We start from the raw sequence: 16,743 nt of genomic DNA, 5'->3' as shown, positions 1-16,743 counted from the left end.
GGCGTGCTCAGCGGCTTTCCGCCGGCTGGTGCAGGCCGCCGAGCCGGCCCAGGGCCATGGCCAGCGGATGGCGGGTGAGGATCGCCAGCGAGACGCTCATGCCGGTGAGCAGGCCCAGTCCCGCGCCTACCGAGAGCAGCGCCTGCCAGGCGGTGTCGGCGGGCATCAGCCGGGCGAGCGCGGCCACGGCGAGCGCCGGTCCGATCACCCGCAGCGAGGGTGCACAGGCTCGCGCCAGATCGCCCAGTCTGATGCCCGTGGCCGCGCGCAGTGCGCGCTGGTAGGCGGTCAGGTGCAGCAGACTCGCCAGCGCGAGCAGCAGGGCGGTGGCCATCAGGCCGATCTGCACGCCCACCGCCACGGCCAGGCCGGCGGCGAGCAGCCGCACGAGCGCCACCCGCAGCATCGGCCCTGCCCGCCCGGTGCCGATCAGCAGACCGGGTGCGAGGTACCAGGGGACGGCCAGCGCCAGACTCACCGCGGTGACCGTCAGCACCGGCGCACTTGGCAGCCAGGTCGCGCCGAAGAGCACCCGCACCAGAGGCTCGGCGAAGATCGCCATGAACAGGAAGGCCGCCAGCGGCGGCGCGGCCAGGCGGGTGAGGAAGGCGAGGTAGGTCTCGCGCAGCGCGGCCGGCTCGCGCTCGCCGGCGGCGAATACCGGCCGGGCCACCCGCACGAAGCCGGTGACCAGGACATCATGGGCGGTGAGCGCAAGACTCTGGCCGCGGCTGAACAGGCCGAGCGCCTCGAAGCCGAGGCTGCGCGGCATCAGCAGATCGGGCACCCGCGCCGCGAGCTGCTCGGAGAGATAACTGCCGGTCATCGGCGTGCCGAAGCGCAGGATGCGCCGCAACTCGCCCAGCCTTGGCCACATGAAGAACTCGGCCGGACGCAGCAGCGCGAACAGCACCAGGGTAACCGCGTTGCCCGCCACCGCGCCCCAGGCGAGGCTCAGCGACGACCATCCCGCCCAGGCCAGCGCCACGCTGGTGGCCGCGGCCACCGCGGTGCTCGCGGTCTGCACCGCGGCCAGCCGTCCGAAGGAGAGCTCGCGCACCAGCATGGTCGAGCAGATCGAGCCGATCGGCATCAGCAGGAAGCTGAGCGCCATCACCTGCAGCACCTGCGCGACGGCGGGCTCGCGATAGAGCATGGCCAGCGGCGCGGCGGCAACCAGCAGCAGCGCCGCGATCGCCCAGGACACCGCGAGCGTCATGCCGTAGGCGGCGCGCAGCAGATCGCGGTCGAGCGCGCGCTCCTGGACCAGGAAGTCGCCCACGCCGAACTGCCGGAAGACATGGCCGATCGCCACCAGGCTTGCGGCCAGCGAGAACACGCCGACCTCGGCAGGCGAGAGCAGACGGGCGATCACCACCGTCGCGCCGAACTGCAGCACGAAAGCGATCAGGCGCTCGCCTACCGAGAACAGCGTGGCGCGCGGCAGCTTGCCGATCAAGCGGGCGCTCCCGTCGGGGAGGCCTCGCGATGGCAGACGAAGACCTTCTCGCCGGGCATCAGCGCGTGCGTGATCACGGCCGGGCCTTCGGCGGTGATCTCGTCGATGCGGGCGAATCCGGCGGCCCGCAGGCGATCGCGGAAGTCCTGCCCGTACCAGCGGACATGGTCGAAGCGGCCGAAGTGCAGCGCGCGCGCCTCGCGGCTGCGGATCGACGCATCCTCGTAGGTCCGCGCCCAGCCCTCGACGATCGGCACCGAACACACCAGCCGCCCTCCCGGCGCGAGGATGCGGTGCAGCTCCGCCATCGCGAGGCTGTCGTCGACATGTTCGAGCACATGGTTGCAGATGATTGCGCCGAAGGCACCGTCGGGCAGGCCGGTTCGCTCGATGTCGATCCGCAGATCGGCGGCTTCGAACAGATCGGCGCTGCGGTAGTCGGGCAGCAGCGGCCGCAGCCGGCGCTCGAGCACCCGCTCGGGCGCGAAGTGCAGCACCGGGCCGGGGAGCTGCGCCGGGTTGCCGCCGAACCACAGCCAGAAGAGCCGGTGACGCTCGAGCGAGCCGCAGCCGGTGCAGGCCGCATCGATGCGCGGCGGTCGGCCGAAGTGCGTGAACAGGCCGCGGTGGCCGCAGATCGGGCATTCGCGCGGCTGGGTCGAGCTCACCGCCTCGAGCAGCGCGGACTTCACCGCTTCGCGCCTGCGCCATCGGCGCAGGGCCTGCGGCACCAGGGGACGAAGCCAGACGGGCAGGCTCATGACACCTCCACAAGGACCGATTGCCGATCGGGCACCGGCATGCCGAGCGCGGCGATGATGGCCGCGGCGTTGCGTTGCCAGTCCCAGCCCCGGGCGATGGTGGCGTTGACCCGCGCGGCCGTGATGCGGGCCGGATCGGCGGCCCGCTCCATCGCCCGCGCCAGACCGGCGGTGTCGCCTGCCGGGTAGCGTTCGTTGACGCCTTCGGCGAGCAGCGGACCCACGCAGCCGGTGTCGGGGCCGACCACGAGCTTGCCGAAGCTCATGCCCAGCACGGCCACGCCCGAGTTGAGCACCTGGCGGTGGGCGAGCACCACCGCATCGGCCGCCGCCATGAAGTCGCGGATCTCGTCGTCGGCCACATGCCGGAACTCGCAGCGGATCGTGCGCGCCCAGCGCCGGATCCAGGCCATGCGCAGCCGTTCACCCAGGGACTGTCCTTGCGCCGCGATCGCCCAGGTGCCGGCGATCACCAGCCGCTTGCGCGGCACGCGCGCGGCGCGATAGGCGTCGAGCAGCAGGTCCAGTCCCTTGTAGCCGCGGATCAGGCCGAAGTGCAGGAACACCGTGGCGTCTGCGGGCAGGCGCAGGCGGGCGCGGGTGGCGGCGCGATCGCCGCCTTGCGGGTAGCCGCCGAAGTGGCCGTGCGGCAGGACGATCTCGCGGACCTCGCCCACCGCATGGCACTGACGCAGCAGCGTGCGCGATGCCTCGCCGTGATGGACGATGAGATCGGCCCGGTCGATGACCGCCTGGTAGACCTCGTGGTCGAGCGGGTCGTCGGGATGGTCGTGGGGCGCGAGGTTGTGGACCGTCCAGGCCAGGCGAGCACCGCCAGCCTTGAGCGCATCGAGCCGGTCCACGAAGGCGCGCGCTCGCAGCAGGGGCGAGCCGCTGCCATGCCAGCGATACAGCTCTTCGGGCCACTGCAGATGGATCAGCGCCGGGCGATGCTGCGTCTCGAACAGGGTCTGCGGACCCTGCACGAGCTCGAATCCGAGGCTGTGCCAGGCCTGCGCGAGCTCGTCGACATAGCGGTTGCGCGCGATGCCGTGGGGCAGCAGGACGGTCGGGCGCATCGTCACGCCCCCCGGCTGCCGACGCTGCGCCCGAGCGCCGTGCGGCCGCGGTCGAGCAGCACGCGCATCGGCACCCAGGGAGCCAGTCCGAGGATGGTCGGGTCCATGCCGACGATGTCGCGCAGCAGCGCGATCCTCACCGGCTGGCGGCGTCGCAGGCGGTGCAGCACGTCGCGCACCACGCTGGCCTGGAGGTGGCGGATGGTGCGCCGGTTGCTCGCCCTCTGGCTGTCGGTCAGGCGGTAGAAGCGGCGCACCGAGGTCCAGACGAAGAGCTCGTTGCGCAGCCGCTGCAGCGAGCGCTCGGTGCCCCAGCCCGCTCCCTGGTAGATGTTGATGCCCTCGCCGTTGTCGGCATCGGCCTCGGTGGAGAACACGAAGGGCGCGCCGCGCTCGCCGAGGTCCATCCAGAAGAAGAAGTCCTGGCCGTTGTAGAACTCCGCGCGAAAGCGCAGCGCCGGATGCCGGTCGTGGCGGTAGACCACGGTGGACGTCTGGATCACCCCGCCGCCGTCCCGAAGGATGTGCTCGAGCGGGCTGATGCCGAGCGCATGGGCGCCGGGCACGCCGGGCAGCGGTGCGTGCTCGGCGGGCCGCAGCGAGCCGATGCGGGTGAAGTTGCTCTGATCCGGGTGGTTGAAAGACCACCAGTCGGCGAAGTAGGCGTCATGGGCCTCACCGAGCGCGCACACTGCGCGTTCCAGATGCGCCGGGCGCCAGGTGTCGTCCGAATCGAGGAAGGCCACGAACGGCGTGCCGGGCGGCACCTGGTCGAGCGCACGATTGCGTGCGGCACCGGCGCCGCCATTGGGCTGCGTGACCAGCACCACCCGGTCGCGCCAGGCGGCGGGCAGGGTGGCGATCTCGTCGCGCGCCGGCACCGACGAGCCGTCGTCGACCACGATCGGCAGCACCCGGTCGCCGAGCGTCTGCTCGAATGCCGAGCGCAGCGCCTTGGCGAGCAGGCCGGGCCGGCGCTGGTAGAAGGGGGTGACGACGGCGATGGTGTCGCGGGCGGATCCGGTCATGGCGTCTTTCGGGGCGACGAGGTCAGCGGCTGGATTTGCGCGTGGGCGCCGGCAGGCAGGCGCGGGCGATCAGCTGCCAGTGCCCGCGGTTGACCGGGTCGAGGCGCACCGCGCGCCACAGCGCGCGCAGCGCCACCGAGCGGTTGCCGGCCTGCAGGTGCTGGGCGCCGTGGCCCTGCCAGTCGATCGCCCGACGCCGGCGAAAGGCCTGCGGATCCGGACGACGGCCGTCGGGCCCGCTCATGCCCCAGCGCGCGATCGCCCTTTGCAGCACCCGCTCCGACCAGTTCTCGTCGCGGGGCTGGCGCGACCCCTGGCGCGCGCTCTGCCGGTAGGCCACCATCGGCGCGGCCAGGAAGGCGAAGCGGGTCAGGCGCGAGGCGCGCAGCCAGTAGTCCCAGTCTTCGCCATACTCGAGGCCGGTGTCCCAGTCGCCGAGCGCGGCGGCCAGTTCGCGGCGGATCAGCGCACTGCTGGTGAGCACGCAGGACTCCAGCAGCATCTGGTGATAGACCCAGCCCGAGAGCGCGGGGTCGAGTCGCGCGTCGGCGTCATCGGCCAGCAGCAGCGCCGGGTCGCCATGAAGACCGTCGGCCCCGGCATGCCAGAACCGGTAGCCCGTGCAGCACAGCCCGGCGTCGGGGTCGCGCGCCAGCGCACCGAGCTGGCGTTCGAGCTTGCGTGGGTGCCAGACATCATCCTGGTCGCAGAAGGCGATGAAGGCGCCACGCGCCAGGTGCATGCCGTGATTGCGGGCCGCGGCCACGCCCTGGCGCGGCTGACGCACCAGGCTCACCCTCGGGTCATCGGCCGCCGCGCACAGCGCGTCGCCGCCGTCTTGTGAGCCGTCGTCGATCACCAGCACCTCGATGTCGCCGGCGCTCTGCGTCAGCAGCGAGCGCAGGGTCTGCGCAATGAACGCGCGGCCCTCGTGCAGCGGCACCACCACCGACACCTCGGGCGGGGTCATGCCGTGCCTCCCGTGATGCCGGGGCCTGCGCCGCGCCGCAGCCACAGCGCCCGCACCTGCGGCCACAGCGGGTGATCGGCCATGCGCAAGGACAGCAGCCAGCCCAGGGCCAGCACCGGGGCGGCCACCGCCAGCCAGCCGGGTCCGTCGAGTGCCTGTGCGCGGATTGCGATCAGCACCGGCCAGGCCAGGGCCAGGCAGCACAGGCCGGCGACCAGGCTCGGGCGCAGCGCGCGCAGCCAGTCGCCGGCGCGGATGCCTGCATGCCGCGAGACCGCCCGCATGGCGAGGGCGGTCACCAGCGCGGCCGAGAGCAGGGCCCCCCAGGCCGCGCCGTTCAGACCCCACGGGCCGATCAGCGCCAGCCCCGGCAGCCGCAGCAGCTGGGCAGCCGCCTGCAGGCGGTGCGCCCGGGCGACCGCGCCGCGTGACACCAGCAGGTCCTGCCATGAGGAGCAGGCCAGCTCCAGGCCGGCCGCCAGGCACAGCACCGGCAGCAGCGTGGCCGACTCGCGCCAGACCGGACCATAGAGCAGCGCCACCACCGGATCGGCCAGCACCGCGAGCGCAAACAGGAAGGGCCAGGCCACGCCGGTGAGCAGCGACTGCACCTGCAGGAATCGCGCGGCCTGCGGGTCGCCCTGCCGTGCATCCGCGGCGTAGAGCGCGAGCGCCAGCGGCGAGACCACCCGCGAGGCGAGCCCGCTCAGCATCTCCACCAGGCCCTGCGCCCGGCTGTAGAGCGCGGTCGGCTCCACGCCCAGCACCCGGCCGATCGCGAGTTCGTTGAGCGAGCGACCTGCCTGGGTGAGCACGGAAAGGCCCGCCAGGTGTCCGCCGAATCCGGCCATCTCGCGCCAGCCGCCTGTGCCCGGCACGAGGCTCAGGCCGGCCGGCCGCCCGAGCACCGCCACCAGCACCGACACCGCCACGCCGGCGATCGACGCGCAGACCAGGGCGCGAAAGCCGAGGCCGGCCACCGCGCCGCCCACCGCCACCGCGAAGTGGGTGAGGTTCGACAGCAGGCTGGCCATGAACATCGGGCGGAAGTCGATGCGCCGCTGCGCGCTCGCCAGACACACCGCACCGAAGGGCACCACCAGCAGGTTCACTGCCATCCAGCGGATGGCCTCGGCCACCCGCGGGTCGCGATAGAGTTCGCCGATCAGGCCCGCGCCCGCGAAGACCAGCGCCGCCACCACGCCCGATACCAGCAGGTTCAGGCCGAGCGCGGCGCGCACCCGGCGCGGCGAGTCATCGGCGGCCTGCACCAGGTACTCGCCGATGCCGAAATCGCGCAGCCGGCCGGCGATCGCCAGCACCAGCGCGGCCAGGGTGAACACGCCAATGTCGGCCGGCGCCACCAGCCGCGCCACCACCACCGTGGCGGCGAACTGCAGCGCGAGGCTGAGCGCGCCGTCGGCGAGGCTCAGCGACACCGAGCGGCGGGCCTGGCTCATCGATCAGTTCGCAGCCGCCAGTCGCTGCACCGCGGCGTCGAGCTCGGCCGGATCGGCCACCAGGCCCCGGGCCCGGCCGAGCACCTCATCGGCCTCGGACTGGCGGCCGGCGCGGCGCAGATACCAGGCCAGGCGCGCATGGGCTTCGGCCTGCTTCGGGAACATCTCGATCATGTCGTTGAGCCCTTCGAAGCCCTCGCGGACCCGGCCGAAGTGCATCAGGTACTCGACCCGCTTGAGCATGACCATGGGCAGCAGGGCGAAGTCGGTGGGCGCCCAGCGGATCACGTAGTCGAGCTCGCCGATGATCCGCGATGACAGCTCGTTGCGCCGATGCACGCCGATGCCGAAGCGGTTGTACTCGATGAACTGGCGCAGCGCATTGCAGTAGTGGTGCATGTGCGTCCAGCCCTCGCCGTAGCGGCGCACCAGTGACTCGTAGATCTCGGGCTGCGCCACCGAGTGCGCGGTGGAGTTGGTGTAGAGGCAGTCCTTGGGGACCAGGCGGTCGGTCGGCCGCACGGGAGGCAGGGTTCTCGGCGTGGCGCCGCCGGGTGACGACGCGACCGGCAGGTTCGCTGCGCCGGCGGTGGGGGCGGCGCCCGAGGCGGCGGGCGCGCCGTTGGCCTGCACGCCCGGGGCAATGCCGGCGGCAAGGGCGAGCACCAGCGCCGAGGCTGCCGCCCGCGGCAGGGCAGGCCAGCGTCGCGGCGCGGGCAGCGTCCGGTGCGGTAGGGCGCGGGCAGGCCTCGACGCCTGCGCGTCGGTCTGGGCAGGGTTCATGACGACAGGCTCCCTTCGAATCGCGACATCGCACCGAGCAGCCAGAGCGCCGCGCTGCGGTCGCGTCGGCCGGAACGGTGCTCGTCGTAGAACGCGCGCGCGGTGCCGCCGGCAACCGTGCCGGCCAGCATCTCGCCCGAGGCTGCGACGGGTTGCAGTCCCTGACGGAACCAGGTGGCCAGCGGCACCGCGAAACCCATCTTGGGCCGGTGCAGCAGCTCGTGGGGCAGGGCGTCGGCGTAGGCGGCCTTGAGCAGGATCTTGCCTTGCGAGGGGGTGGCCCTCAGCCGCTGCGGCAGCGTGGCGGCCCACTCGACCAGTTCGTGGTCCATCAGGGGTTCGCGCACCTCCAGCGAGTGCGCCATGCTGGCGCGATCGACCTTGGTGTTGATGTCGCCGGGCAGATAGGTCTTGCAGTCGAGGTACTGCACCAGCGACAGCGGCTGGTCGGTGGGCGCGTTCGCGGCGTGGCGACGGAAGACCTCGATCGCGTTGTAGCCGCCCAGACGCCGGCGGAACTCGGGCGAGTACATCGCCAGCCGCTCCTCGTCGCGCAGCACCGAGACGGAATGGAAATAGGCCTGCACCGGATCGCGGGCCAGGGCCTGCAGCGTGGTGCGCGCGCGCAGCGGCCGCGGCAGCCAGTCGAGCTTGGGGTACCAACGGCCCAGCGGGCCGAACACCGCCCGGCGCAGGCCGGCGGGCAGCGCGCCACGCAGCCGCTCCTCCATCAGGTGCAGCCGGTAGCGGCGATAGCCGCCGAAGGTCTCGTCGCCGCCATCGCCCGACAGGGCCACCGTCACCCGTTGCCGCGCGAGCTGGCAGACCCGCCAGGTGGGCAACGCCGAGCTGTCGGCGAAGGGCTCGTCGAACAGGCCGGCGAGCCGGTCGATCAGCTCGGGCTGGTCGGCGCCGACCACCTCGGTCTGGTGGTCGGTGCGGTAGCGCTGCGCGACCTGCTGCGCATAGCGGCTCTCGTCGAAGGCGGCCACATCGAAACCGATCGAGCAGGTCTTCACCGGCTGCGCGCTGAGGCCGGCCATGGTTGCCACCACCACGCTCGAGTCGACGCCGCCCGACAGGAAGGCGCCCAGCGGCACCTCGGCCACCATGCGGATGCGCACCGCCTCGGTCAGTCGCTCGCGCAGCTGGCGCGCGGCTTCCTGCGCGTCGATGCGCTCGTCGGGCTCGAAGCGCAGGTCCCAGTAGGCGTTGATCCGTGGCTCGCGCTCGCCGACCCGCCAGGTGAGGGTATGGGCCGGCGCGAGCTTGTGCGCATGGCGGTAGATGGTGCGCGGATCGGGGATGTAGCCGAAGGCGAAGTAGTCCTCGACCGCGTAGTCGCAGCGGGTGGCGTCGAAGCCGGGCAGCAGGGTGAGGCACTTCAGCTCCGAGCCGAAGGCCACGGTGCCATCCGCGAGCTGCGTCCAGAAGAGCGGTTTCACGCCCAGCCGGTCGCGGGCCATGAACAGTGTGCGCTGACGGCGGTCCCACAACGCGAAGGCGAACATGCCGCGGAAGCGGCGCACGCAGTCGGCGCCCCACTGCTCCCAGGCATGCACGATCACCTCGGTGTCGCTGCGGGTACGCAGCGCGTGACCGCAGGCGGCCAGCTCGAGGGCAAGCTCGCGGTGGTTGTAGATCTCGCCGTTGAAGACCACCGCGACCGTGCCGTCCTCGTTGAAGAGCGGCTGCTGGCCGGTGGCCAGGTCGATGATCGACAGCCGACGATGGCCCAGCGCCACATGCGGCTCGAGATGAAACCCTTCTTCGTCGGGGCCCCGGTGCGCGATCGCGTCGGTCATGCGCTTGAGCAGCGCACGATCATGCAGCCGCGGCGAGTCAGCGGCAGGGGTGAAGAGTCCGGCCAGTCCGCACATCGCCATTCAGTCCGGTTGCGCCAGCATGCCGGCGTACATTGCATGGTAGCCGGCGAGCATCGTGGCGAGGCTGAACTGCGTCACGGCGCGCGCGCGAGCCGCCCGCCCCGCGGCATGCAGCGCTGCGGGATCGGCAAGGCAGCGCAGCAGCCGCTCGGCGAGCGCCGGCACATCGCCGCTGGCCACCAGCCAGCCGCTCGCACCTTCCTCGATCAGCTCGGCGTTGCCGCCGACCGCGGTGGCCACCACCGGCACGCCGCAGGCCATCGCCTCGAGCACGGTGTTCGAGATGCCCTCGGCGAGCGAGGGCAGGCACAGCAGGTCGAGCATGGCCAGGCAGTCGGGGATGTCCTCACGCGCACCGGCAAACCAGGTGTGGCCGGCCAGGCCGTGCCGCTCGACGAGCGCCTGCAGCTCGGCGCGCTGCGGCCCGTCACCGACCAGCGCGAGCCGGGCCTGCCGGCGGAAACGGTCATCGCGCTCGCGGGCGATCGCAAAGGCCTCCACCAGCATCGGCAGGTTCTTCACCGCTGCCAGGCGGCCCACGGCGCCGATCACGAAGGCGTCGGCGGGCAGCGCCGCCCCGGCCAGCCGGGTCCGGGTCCCGGCACGATCGGCGCAGGGCGCGAAGCGCTCGGTGTCCACGCCATTGCAGATCCGGCTCACGCGGATGTCGGCCACGCCCACCCGGCTGGTGAGGTAGCGGCGGATCGGCTCGGACAGCGCCACCTGGTGATGCACCAGCGGGCGCAGGCAGCGCCGCAGCCGCAACGGGCCCGGGCTGCTGCCATCGAGATCGCCGACGTCCCAGCCATGCTCGCCGTGCACGCGTCTTGGCACGCCCGCGAGCCAGGCCGCGGTCTGGCCTTCCAGCGTGGCGAGATTGCGGGTGTGGAAGATGCTCGGGCGAAGGCGACGCAGTTCGCGCCACAGCCGCGGCAGGATACGCGCGGTCTGCCCGGGCGGCTTGTGCAGGGCGAGCAGGCGCACGCCGGGGCGGCGGATGCGCCGCGCGAAATCGGCGGAGATCTCGGTGAACGCGATCACCGCGTGATCGGCGAAGCCCTCGGGCAGGCCATTGATCAGGTTGACCAGACCGTTCTCCATGCCGCCGATGTCCAGGCGGTGCACGGCATGGGCGATCAACGGACGGGCCGGTATGGCGCGGGCGATCGGCGGCTGGGCGGACACGGTGCCTGCCCTCACAGCCCGGCGGGGCGTGCGGCTTCGCCCAGGGCCGCGGCGGCGGCGCTCAGCCGGGCGCGGGCCTCCAGCGTGGCGGCCTGCGCGGGCGCGCCGGTGCTCCCGGTGCCGGCAACCGGCGTCCAGGCCACGAAGGCCAGGGACTCGTCGCCTCGGCCCGCCAGCAGCGCAGCGGCCGTGGCGAGCTTGACCGCGCGCGGATCGGCAAGCGTCTGGCCGTCCACCCAGAACCACTCCCAGACCAGCCAGCGCTGGCCGAGGTGCTCGACCAGTTGCTCGCTGACCGGCGCGCCACCGGGCGCCCCCGGCAGCCGGGCTGCGCGCTCGCCGCGCTGCACGACCACGGTCGGTCGCGCCGACCCGCTCTCGTTGGGCAGGGCACCCTGGCCGTGGCCGATCATCTCGTGACCGTCACGCTGGCCCACATACTGGTAGATCCCCATCCCGACGCCCGGCTGCCGGGTGAGTTGTCCGCTGGCGGCGGCCCGCTCGCCGCGATAGCCAGGACGGTAGGTGGCCAGCTCGCGCGGCAGCGCCTCCAGCGCGGCGCCCAGCGGTGCCAGTTCGATCCGGGGCTCGCTCAAGGCCTGCAGCGATGCCGCACCGAGCGGCGCGCAGGCGAGCAGGGTGATGGCGACCAGCGAGAGCGCGGCGGGCCGTGCGCGGCCAAACGGGCTGCCGTCATCGGTGGGCGCCACGGCTGCCTCGGTCTGCACCATCGATGCGCCAGCCGCGACATCCTCGCCTCGGCCACCGTCAGGCAGTCGCGATTCGATCCAGAAGGCCAGTCCCATGACCAGGCCGAAGAAGAGCCAGCCATAGACGAGATGATCGACCCCGGCGGCGAGGCTCATGTCGCTGAGATGGCCGAGCATCACGATGCCGTAGGCGCGCACCCAGTTGGCCACCAGGGCCAGCACCACCACGCCCAGGGTGAACAGCGCCTGCACCCGCGCGCTGCGCCGGTTCAGGTGGGTCTGGAACAGCGCGAGCGGAATCGCCGCCAGCAGGTAGCGCAGGCCCGAGCAGGCCTCCACCACCGACCAGTTGCCCGAGGGCAGCACGAACTGCCGGCCCTCGCGCAGCACCGGCACGCCCGAGAGCTGCAGCGCTGCCACCGTGAAGTCGGCGGTGCGGTCCATCAGCCAGGGCATCAGGAACTCCCCGAAGGGCACGGCGAAGAACAGGAAGCCCAGCGCGAAGGCATTGCGCCGGGTGATGGTGGTGCCGAAGCAGAGCAGGAAGAGCGCCGGCACCATGCCGATCACCGCGAAGTGCTGCAGGGCGTTCACCCCGGCGAGTTCGCCCACCAGCCAGCCCACGGCACACAGCGCGAGCAGCGGCAGGGCCAGCGCCGTGGGACGCGGCGCGAGCCCGGCCAGACGCGCGCGGTCGCGCCAGATCAGCCACGCGCAGGCCAGCGGCACCAGCAGCCCGTGGGTGTAGGTCTCGTTGTCCCACCAGATCCGGGCCATGGACTGCCAGGCCGGCAGGAACAGCAGCACCGACGCCCCCACCGCGGTGGCGAAGGCCAGTGCGGCGGTGATCGGAAAGGCCGGCGGGGCGCTCTGGGACATGGATCGGTCAGAGGAGGCGGATCAGCCCAGACCGCGCACGATCCGGGGCCCCAGCCAGTCGACCAGCGGCCGCGGCAGGCGGCGCCAGGTGTCGATCAGCAGGCGATAGCGGGGATTGTTGGGGTTGTTCTGCGGCACGCTGCTGCGCGTGATCAGCCGGTACTCATAGGCCAGCGGCTGGGGCTCGAATCCCCAGTTGCGCTTGAAGTGCCAGGGCCCGGTGTCGACCTTGCTGCGGCCGAAGTCGAAGCGGGTGCAGCCCCGCCCCAGGGCATGCACCATCAGTCGCCAGTACTTGAAATCGTTGGCCGCCAGCGCCCTGGCCACCGGCAGGTCGCCGGCGTAGTAGGGCATGGCCGTGCCGCGATGCCAGAAGCTCATCACCGCCGACACCGCCTGCCCGGCCGGGTCACGCACCATCAGCACATCGCAGTCCTCGCCGAAGCTCGTCTGCAGCGCGCGGAACCAGCTGCGCGGCATGGCCGGAGTGCCGTGGCGATGGACATTGTCGGCATACACCGGGTGGAAGCTGTCGGCATCCTCGATCGCCGCGCTCAGCCCGCCGGCCATGCCCTTGCGCACCATCGCGCGCTGCTTGCGGGGGATGGCCAGCAGGTTGGCCTGCTCATCGCCCAGCAGCGGCTTTTCGAAGGCGGCGTACAGATCGCTGGCCGGCCAGTCGGGGTGCAGCCGGCGGCGGTTTCGGTACTCGAGATGGCCCGCGCCGCAGGCCTGCGCCCGCGTCTGCGCGGCCTCGTCGAGCGCGGCGAGCGCGGCCGGGTCGTCGGCGATCGGCCCGCCGTAGACGCAGAAGGGCAGGCTCACCAGCTGCGAGCCGAAGAGCCGGGTGCGCATGTGCGCCAGCGGCAGCACGCCGCACACGGCTTGGCCCCGACGCGCGATCAGGTACACCGGCCGGTGGCGCCACTGCTCGGCCATCAGCGCGCGCCACTCCCAGCGATGGCAGAAGCTCGCCTCGGGATGCGCGTCGGTGTAGGCCTGCCAGTGCGCACGGTCGCCATCACCGGCCTCGGTCACCCGCAGCGGCAGACCGGCCGCAGCGCTCATGAGGCGAGCTGGCCGGCGAACACCCGGTCGATGCGCTGCCAGCGGAACTCGCGCAGCAGCCGCTCCAGCCGCGGGCGGGTGCGCGTGAGGTTCAGGTAGTGGCGAAACCGCGCCTTCGGCCCGGCCTGTCGCACCCGTGGCTGGCCGGGGTCGAATTCCCAGGGATGGAAGTACGCCACCGCGGGTTCACCCTCCCGGGCATTGAGCCGGCGCACGCCCCAGGCCGACACCGCATAGGGCATCAGCCGGAACCAGCCGCCGCCGGCAATCGGGAAGTTGCGTCGGGCCAGCCGCACGGTGGCCGGGGGCAGCTCCCACAGACCGGCCGCGGTGCGATGGGCAAAGCGCGGCGCATCCGGGCTGCCGTAGTGGTCGTGGGCCACCGGAAAGACGCTCGAGCTGTAGTCGTGGCCGGCGCGGGCAATCACCTCGTGCGCCCAGGCATTGGCCGGGCCCACCGAGAAGCTCGGCGCCCGGTAGCCGCGCACCGCCACGCCGCCGATCTGTTCGAGCAGGGTTCTGGCCAGGTGCAGGTCGGCGAGGAACGCGGCCGGCGTCTGCTCGCTCGCCCGCAGGTGGGCGTAACCGTGATTGGCAAGCTCGTGGCCGGCGGCGACGATGCGCCGGATCATCGCCGGGTGACGCTCGGCGATCCAGCCCAGGGTGAAGAAGGTGGCGCTCGTCCCGGCATCGGCGAGCAGCTGCAGCAGCAGATCGACATTGCGCTCCACCCGGCGCGGCTGCTCGTCCCAGGTCTCGCGTCCGATGTAGGGCGCGAGCGCCGAGACCTGGAACCAGTCCTCGACGTCGATCGACAACGCGTTGACCACCCCGTCCGCCGCAGCGAGGCCCGGGCCCGGTGGACGGCCGGCGTCGATCGGGCTGACGCCGGGTGCCGCGGGCGCGCTGCGCGCCCAGGCCATGCTCATCGGACCGCCCGCACCGGCGCACTGCCTGCGCCATCAGGATCGCCACGACGGGCCCGGCCCTCGCCGGGCGCGGCGCGGTTCAGGCCGAGCGCACCGGTGCTGGCGCGCAGCACCCTCAGCACCCGCTGCAGGACGTTGTAGGTGGTGGCCGAGGAGGCCTCCAGTCGGGCGAGGCGGGCCTCCAGCAAGGCGATGCGCGCCGCCGCCGAGGCGGCGCTGCTGGCCGCGCCGGTCTCGGTGTCGCCACCGGTGCTGCCCACCGGCTCATCGGGCGCGCCCGCAGGCACCACGGCCAGCAAGGCGCCGCCGGTCGGCCCGCCGAGTTCGTCGGCGAGTTCGGCGGCCACATCCTCGATCAGGTCCCGGTCGATGTCGTGGCGTTCGGCGAGGAACGCAGCCAGCAGCACACGGTCGCACAGGGTGTTGATCCGCCGCGGCACACCCTCGGCCACCGCATGCACCTGGGCGAGAGAGTCGGGGCTGAAATCGGGGTCGCCGCGCCAGCCCACATGACGCAGCCGGTGCTCGACATAGGCGCGCGTCTCGGCGGAGTCGAGCGGCCCTAGATGGTAGGAGGCGATGATCCGCTGCTTGAGCTGGCGCATCTCCGGGCGTTGCAGGATCGCCCGGAACTCCGGCTGGCCCACCAGGAAGCTCTGCACCAGCGAACGGGTGCCCTCCTGGAAATTCGAGAGCATGCGCAGCTCCTCGACGGCCCGGGGCGAGAGGTTCTGCGCTTCGTCGACCACCAGCAGCGCACGCCGGCCGGTGCGGTGCATCGCCCGGAAGTGCTCTTCCAGGCGCTGCAGCAGGGACGACTTGTCCAGACCCGCGACATCGAGCTGGAAGCTGCCCGCGACCAGCCGCAGCAGATCGTCGGCACCCACCTGCGTGGAGACGATCTGGGCTGCCTGCACGCTGTCCGAGGGCACGCGGCGCAGCAGGTTGCGCACCAGCGTGGTCTTGCCCGCGCCGACCTCGCCGGTGATCACGATGAAGCCCTCGCCCTGGTGCAGGCCGTACTCGAGGTAGGCCATCGCCCGGCGATGACCACGGCTGCCGTAGAAGAAATCGGGATCGGGGTTGAGCTGGAAGGGCTTGCCGGTGAGGCGGAAGAAGGCTTCGTACATGGTCCCGGCTCCTCACCGCATCCGGAAATCGAGGGTGCCGAACAGGGCGTTCTCCTCGCCGCTCACGCCGCCGCTGCCCTCGGCGCTCTGCACGGTGCGGCGCAGGCCCAGGGTGGCCGTGGAGCGCTCATCGATGCGCGAACTGATCGCAGCCTGATACACGCTGAATCGTACCCGCAGGTCGGAGTTCGACTGGTCCGAATCACGCACCGACGCGGCCAGCAGCAGTGCGTGCCGGGCATCGAGGGTGATCGATCCGTTGAGCGCGATGCCGCGGTTGTTGAACAGCCCGAAGGATGCGGGCGACAGGCCGTTGGGAATGCCGAAGACCGTCGAGGCGAGCAGGGTCTCGCGGGTGCTGCGAAACACCGTGGCGGTGCCCGACCAGGCGGGCGACACCCAGCCCACCGAGGCCGACAGGCTGTGATTGCGCACCATGGCATCGTTGATCACGGGCGTGCCCACCACCAGGTCGGTGTTCGAGAGCAGGCCCAGGCCGGCGAGCTGGTTGAACAGCGGATTGAGCGCTGGCGAGAAACCACCTGCGGCGAAGATCGCGCCCGGGTTGAAGGTGAGCAGCGAGGCGGTGTTGGTCTGCAGCAGCGAGTTGGCGTAGTCGAGTCCGAACACCAGGCGCTGTGTGCGGTGGGAGAGGCTGAGCGTGCCGTTGTTGCCGTAGTACTGGCGTGAGAACGAGCCGCGCAGCGTCGTGCGCCGGCTGGGCGACCAGTCGAGCGACACGCCCGGCCCCCAGCCGTGGGTGTCGCCAGCCGAGTTGCTCAGCCGCTCGATGTACAGGTAGTTCATCGACGCGCCCAGGCGCAACTCGGGCGAGGGCGTGTAGTAGAGCGTGGCCGAGGTGCTGGCGCTGCTCAGCGACAGCCCGCCGGTGAAGTCGCGGCGCTGGCCGCCGCTGACCAGCGCCCAGCCCCAGGGATTGAAGGCCGCGCCGCTGGTGACCTGGGCGTTGAGGTAGTGGGCGCTGCGGGCGAGCGCGGCATTGATGTTGCCCGAGGTGTCGGTGAGTTCCCCCCGGTACTGCACGCGCCAGTCGGCCTGGGCGCCGATGCGCCCGCGCAGGTAGGGCGCGAGGTACAGGGTGCGCAGCACGGTGCTGGCCGCCGATTCGCCGGGCGCCGGCGCGGGGCCCGGGCCCGGTCGCCAGACCCTGGAGGTGACGCCCTACCTGAGCGCCGGCATCGCCGATGCCCGCACCCAGGCGAGCCTGAGCTACCAGATGCGCAACTTCGCCGCGCACGGCGGCAACGGCAGCGACCTGTACACCCGACATGACCTGCGGGCGAGCGGCAACACCCTGCTCGCCGGCGACTGGCTGGGACTGCAGGCGGGCGCGGCGGTCTACAACACCAATGCCACGCTCACCGGGGGTCTGAGCGTCGATCCAGCCGCCTCCGC

15 protein-coding genes are annotated in these 16,743 nt (G+C 72.2%); 1 reads left to right on the top strand and 14 read right to left on the bottom strand.

Annotation, left to right across the window (positions count from 1 at the left end; translation table 11 throughout):
* Positions 1-7: 7 nt before the first annotated feature.
* From AC2H6A_RS05995 to AC2H6A_RS05930, 14 genes are read right to left on the bottom strand one after another with little or no spacing between them, the layout of a single operon-like run.
* Positions 8-1,459, bottom strand: coding sequence for an oligosaccharide flippase family protein (locus tag AC2H6A_RS05995; protein ID WP_484272236.1), 1,452 nt, complete (start codon positions 1,457-1,459; stop codon positions 8-10).
* Positions 1,456-2,220 carry a class I SAM-dependent methyltransferase gene (locus AC2H6A_RS05990; RefSeq protein ID WP_484272235.1) on the bottom strand — a complete coding sequence of 255 codons (765 nt, stop codon included), beginning with the start codon at positions 2,218-2,220 and terminating at the stop codon, positions 1,456-1,458. The genes AC2H6A_RS05995 and AC2H6A_RS05990 overlap by 4 nt, the downstream gene beginning before the upstream one ends.
* A complete protein-coding gene (locus tag AC2H6A_RS05985; protein WP_484272234.1) occupies positions 2,217-3,299 on the bottom strand; it encodes a glycosyltransferase in 1,083 nt (360 codons plus the stop codon). Before AC2H6A_RS05985 ends, AC2H6A_RS05990 begins: the two co-directional genes overlap by 4 nt.
* A 2-nt stretch (positions 3,300-3,301) precedes the next feature.
* Complete coding sequence (locus tag AC2H6A_RS05980) at positions 3,302-4,327, bottom strand: glycosyltransferase family A protein (RefSeq protein ID WP_484272233.1); 1,026 nt, start codon at positions 4,325-4,327, stop codon at positions 3,302-3,304.
* 22 nt (positions 4,328-4,349) lie between these two features.
* Positions 4,350-5,297 (bottom strand): glycosyltransferase family 2 protein, encoded by a 948-nt coding sequence (locus AC2H6A_RS05975; RefSeq protein ID WP_484272232.1) that lies wholly within the window; start codon positions 5,295-5,297, stop codon positions 4,350-4,352.
* On the bottom strand, positions 5,294-6,757 hold the full coding sequence (locus AC2H6A_RS05970; RefSeq protein ID WP_484272231.1) for an oligosaccharide flippase family protein: 1,464 nt from the start codon (positions 6,755-6,757) through the stop codon (positions 5,294-5,296). The genes AC2H6A_RS05975 and AC2H6A_RS05970 overlap by 4 nt, the downstream gene beginning before the upstream one ends.
* A gap of 3 nt (positions 6,758-6,760) precedes the next feature.
* The gene (locus tag AC2H6A_RS05965; protein WP_484272230.1) at positions 6,761-7,540 is read right to left on the bottom strand and encodes a tetratricopeptide repeat protein; all 780 of its coding nucleotides are present in this window, start codon (positions 7,538-7,540) and stop codon (positions 6,761-6,763) included.
* On the bottom strand, positions 7,537-9,420 hold the full coding sequence (locus AC2H6A_RS05960) for an XrtA/PEP-CTERM system amidotransferase (protein ID WP_484272229.1): 1,884 nt from the start codon (positions 9,418-9,420) through the stop codon (positions 7,537-7,539). Before AC2H6A_RS05960 ends, AC2H6A_RS05965 begins: the two co-directional genes overlap by 4 nt.
* A gap of 6 nt (positions 9,421-9,426) precedes the next feature.
* Positions 9,427-10,611, bottom strand: coding sequence for a TIGR03088 family PEP-CTERM/XrtA system glycosyltransferase (locus AC2H6A_RS05955; RefSeq protein WP_484272228.1), 1,185 nt, complete (start codon positions 10,609-10,611; stop codon positions 9,427-9,429).
* 11 nt (positions 10,612-10,622) lie between these two features.
* Positions 10,623-12,200 carry an exosortase A gene (gene xrtA / locus AC2H6A_RS05950; protein ID WP_484272227.1) on the bottom strand — a complete coding sequence of 526 codons (1,578 nt, stop codon included), beginning with the start codon at positions 12,198-12,200 and terminating at the stop codon, positions 10,623-10,625.
* A 21-nt stretch (positions 12,201-12,221) separates the two neighbouring features.
* The gene (locus tag AC2H6A_RS05945) at positions 12,222-13,268 is read right to left on the bottom strand and encodes a FemAB family XrtA/PEP-CTERM system-associated protein (RefSeq protein WP_484272226.1); all 1,047 of its coding nucleotides are present in this window, start codon (positions 13,266-13,268) and stop codon (positions 12,222-12,224) included.
* Positions 13,265-14,197, bottom strand: coding sequence for an XrtA system polysaccharide deacetylase (locus tag AC2H6A_RS05940; protein WP_484272225.1), 933 nt, complete (start codon positions 14,195-14,197; stop codon positions 13,265-13,267). Before AC2H6A_RS05940 ends, AC2H6A_RS05945 begins: the two co-directional genes overlap by 4 nt.
* Positions 14,194-15,327: an XrtA/PEP-CTERM system-associated ATPase gene (locus tag AC2H6A_RS05935; RefSeq protein ID WP_484272224.1), complete on the bottom strand. Its 1,134-nt coding sequence runs from the start codon at positions 15,325-15,327 to the stop codon at positions 14,194-14,196. Before AC2H6A_RS05935 ends, AC2H6A_RS05940 begins: the two co-directional genes overlap by 4 nt.
* A gap of 12 nt (positions 15,328-15,339) precedes the next feature.
* Positions 15,340-16,437, bottom strand: coding sequence for a hypothetical protein (locus AC2H6A_RS05930; RefSeq protein WP_484272223.1), 1,098 nt, complete (start codon positions 16,435-16,437; stop codon positions 15,340-15,342).
* Here AC2H6A_RS05930 and AC2H6A_RS05925 point away from each other — a divergent pair.
* The coding region (locus AC2H6A_RS05925) for a hypothetical protein (protein WP_484272222.1) at positions 16,427-16,743 on the top strand (317 nt) is incomplete at its 3' end. The genes AC2H6A_RS05930 and AC2H6A_RS05925 overlap by 11 nt on opposite strands.

It is taken from the genome of Quisquiliibacterium sp., from assembly GCF_982640115.1.
Note: the sequence above shows the minus strand (reverse complement) of the source record. Positions and strands in the feature narration are given on the sequence as shown.

Excerpts from the sequence above, each read along its gene's own strand:
- AC2H6A_RS05990 (WP_484272235.1), bottom strand. The coding sequence starts at position 2,220 with ATGAGCCTGCCCGTCTGGCTTCGTCCCCTGGTGCCGCAGGCCCTGCGC.
- AC2H6A_RS05985 (WP_484272234.1), bottom strand. The coding sequence starts at position 3,299 with ATGCGCCCGACCGTCCTGCTGCCCCACGGCATCGCGCGCAACCGCTAT.
- AC2H6A_RS05980 (WP_484272233.1), bottom strand. The coding sequence starts at position 4,327 with ATGACCGGATCCGCCCGCGACACCATCGCCGTCGTCACCCCCTTCTAC.
- AC2H6A_RS05975 (WP_484272232.1), bottom strand. The coding sequence starts at position 5,297 with ATGACCCCGCCCGAGGTGTCGGTGGTGGTGCCGCTGCACGAGGGCCGC.
- AC2H6A_RS05970 (WP_484272231.1), bottom strand. The coding sequence starts at position 6,757 with ATGAGCCAGGCCCGCCGCTCGGTGTCGCTGAGCCTCGCCGACGGCGCG.
- AC2H6A_RS05965 (WP_484272230.1), bottom strand. The coding sequence starts at position 7,540 with ATGAACCCTGCCCAGACCGACGCGCAGGCGTCGAGGCCTGCCCGCGCC.
- AC2H6A_RS05960 (WP_484272229.1), bottom strand. The coding sequence starts at position 9,420 with ATGTGCGGACTGGCCGGACTCTTCACCCCTGCCGCTGACTCGCCGCGG.
- xrtA (WP_484272227.1), bottom strand. The coding sequence starts at position 12,200 with ATGTCCCAGAGCGCCCCGCCGGCCTTTCCGATCACCGCCGCACTGGCC.
- AC2H6A_RS05945 (WP_484272226.1), bottom strand. The coding sequence starts at position 13,268 with ATGAGCGCTGCGGCCGGTCTGCCGCTGCGGGTGACCGAGGCCGGTGAT.
- AC2H6A_RS05940 (WP_484272225.1), bottom strand. The coding sequence starts at position 14,197 with ATGAGCATGGCCTGGGCGCGCAGCGCGCCCGCGGCACCCGGCGTCAGC.
- AC2H6A_RS05935 (WP_484272224.1), bottom strand. The coding sequence starts at position 15,327 with ATGTACGAAGCCTTCTTCCGCCTCACCGGCAAGCCCTTCCAGCTCAAC.